Origin of the sequence: Kitasatospora sp. NPDC057512 (genome assembly GCF_042802135.1) — a bacterium.
Classification (GTDB): Bacteria; Actinomycetota; Actinomycetes; order Streptomycetales; family Streptomycetaceae; genus Kitasatospora.
On sequence record NZ_JBHVET010001024.1, the window covers coordinates 1 to 2,345 of the forward strand.

Below are 2,345 nucleotides of genomic sequence, written 5' to 3' on the forward strand. Positions count from 1 at the left end.
CTTCCGATCCCGCCCGCCCGGGGCATCAGGGGAGGAGGGCCGCCGCTCCCTGATCTTCCGTCAGGGTTCCCCCGGAGGCACGACACAGGAGGCCGTGGGCGGAGTCCGACTCGAACATCCGTGGGCCCGACCGACCACTCCGCAGGGCGGGAGCACCGATCACACCGATCACCCGCTCATCGCCGTGACTTCACGGCGATCGGATCGGTTGCCTCTCCAGCGGCGCGTCGGGGCCACCCTCGTCGCATTCGTACGCTCCGTCCGCACCGCGCGGCCGGGGCTCCGACGCCGTGCCGTCGCTCCCGGGAGGTCGGGAATGCCAACGCCGGACACGTGCTCCCCGATCCGCCAGGCCGTGATCCTCGCGGGCGGACGCGGCAGACGGCTCGCCCCGCACACGGACCTGCGCCCCAAGGCGATGGTCGAGGTCGACGGCGCGCCGCTGCTGCGCCACCAGATCGACCGGTTCGCCGACGCGGGCGTGCGGACGGTGGTCGTCTCGGCGGGCTACCGCGCCCAGGTGATCACCGACTACCTCCGCACGGCGCCCCTGCCCGTCCGCACCACCGTGGTCGTGGAGCCCACCCCGCTGGGCCGGGGCGGCGGGCTGAAACTCGCCGCCCGCGCGCTACCGGCACCGCGGGAACCGTGGTTCGCCGTCTACGGCGACATCTGGGCCGACTTCCCGCTCACCGCGCTGGGCGCCCACCACCTGCGGTGCGGGGCGCTGGCCACCGTCGCCCTGGTCCCGCCCCGGCTGCCCCGGGGCACGGTTCGCTGCGACGCCCTGGGGCGGGTCGCCGAACTCGCCGCACCGCCCCCGCCCGCCTGCACGGTCAACGGCGGCGTCTACGCCTTCGAACCCGGCGTCATCCCCCTGCTGCCGGACCAGGGGGACCACGCCAACACGACCCTGCCGCACCTGGTACGGCTGCGGCAGCTGGCGGGGTACCGCGCCGAGGGCTACTGGTGCGCGGTCAACACAGCGGCGGATCTGGGAGAGCTACGGACGCGCGTGACCCCGCCCCCGCCACCCGAAGGGCCGCTGCGGTGACCGTGCCCAGGCAGACGTAGCCGAGCCCCTCGAAGACGCCCGCCGTGCGGGAGTGCGCGGACGATCAGCCCCCGTGCGCCCACAACAAACCCGGGCGGCCGTCTCCGCCGGACACTTCCACCGAGCAGAACTGACTCGGAGGGACTCTCATGGCAATCCGTCGCAAACATGTGACCCGTGGCTGGCGCGCGGCCATCGCCGCGCTGATCGGGAGCGTGCTGGTGCTGGCCAGCGCGCAGAGCCCCGCACAAGCCGCCGAAACGGACTGGAGCAGCTTCGACGCCAACCAGGCACGGGTCCTGTCGGGCGTGTACTCCGCCACGATCAACGGCGCGACCTACGACGTCGTCCGAGGCACGGACAACAACATCTGGTTCCGCTACAACGGCGGCAGGTGGAATCCTCTCGGCGGGGACAACGCGAGCCGCACCACCTCACCGCCGCGCATCATCGAATTCCCCCCGGGCCGCGCGATGACCGTCATCAGGGGCCTGGACGGGGAGATCTGGTACAGCCAAGTGAACAGCGGCTCGGCGAACTTCTGGACTTCCTGGACCCGCTTCCCCGCCGGAGCACGGGCAATCGGCAGCCCCATGGTCAGCGTGGTCCCAGGCACGGGAACGCTGTTCATCGAGGCGCCGAACGCCAATCGGCGAATCAACCTCATGCTTGCATGGAACCGAAACGGCCAGATCCAACCGGGCAGGACCTGGGACCTTGACGGCTATGCACTCCTCGGCACAAACGCCACGGACATCGAGGGAAACAGTCAGATCGTCCTCAACGGCCTGGATTACAACAACGAGGAAGTGACCCGGAGCTACTTCACGGGAACCGACCACCACGTCTGGACCGAGACCCGGGTGGGAGACACGGTCCGGGACCTCCACGAGGTGAACGGCGGAGCCGAATGCGTCTCCGGGGTGGGCGCAGCGCGCCTGGGGAACCAGACCACCGTGGTCAGGCCGGGCCAGCCGGGATACTCCGAACAGCAGCGCGTCCTGCTCGCCTGCATCGGGAACGACGGCTACGTCTGGGAGACCCAGTCGTCCGACGGCGGGCGGACGTTCGACGGGTGGCGCCACCCGGCGGGCATGCTCGCACCGTCCTCCTCGACACCCGCGGTCAACCCCTCGAACAACTCATGGACCCTCAACGTGCGCTGGAACGGCGCCCGGAGCACGGCCTTCCCCGACAACGCGGCCGTCGCGAAGCGGATCAACTAGGTCCGGTCGGTCACGTGCGGAGCCGGGTGACGAGGGCCTCACCAGCACGCCGGGCGGCCGTGGTC

At 71.1% G+C, this 2,345-nt stretch carries 2 protein-coding genes; both read left to right on the forward strand.

Annotated elements, in window-relative coordinates; genetic code table 11:
* Nucleotides 1–316: 316 nt before the first annotated feature.
* Entirely contained in the window at nucleotides 317–1,054 is a 738-nt protein-coding gene (locus ACFU6K_RS37050) for an NDP-sugar synthase (RefSeq protein WP_380670751.1), read from the forward strand.
* A 149-nt stretch (nucleotides 1,055–1,203) separates the two neighbouring features.
* A complete protein-coding gene (locus ACFU6K_RS37055; protein ID WP_380670753.1) occupies nucleotides 1,204–2,280 on the forward strand; it encodes a hypothetical protein in 1,077 nt (358 codons plus the stop codon).
* Nucleotides 2,281–2,345 lie beyond the last annotated feature (65 nt).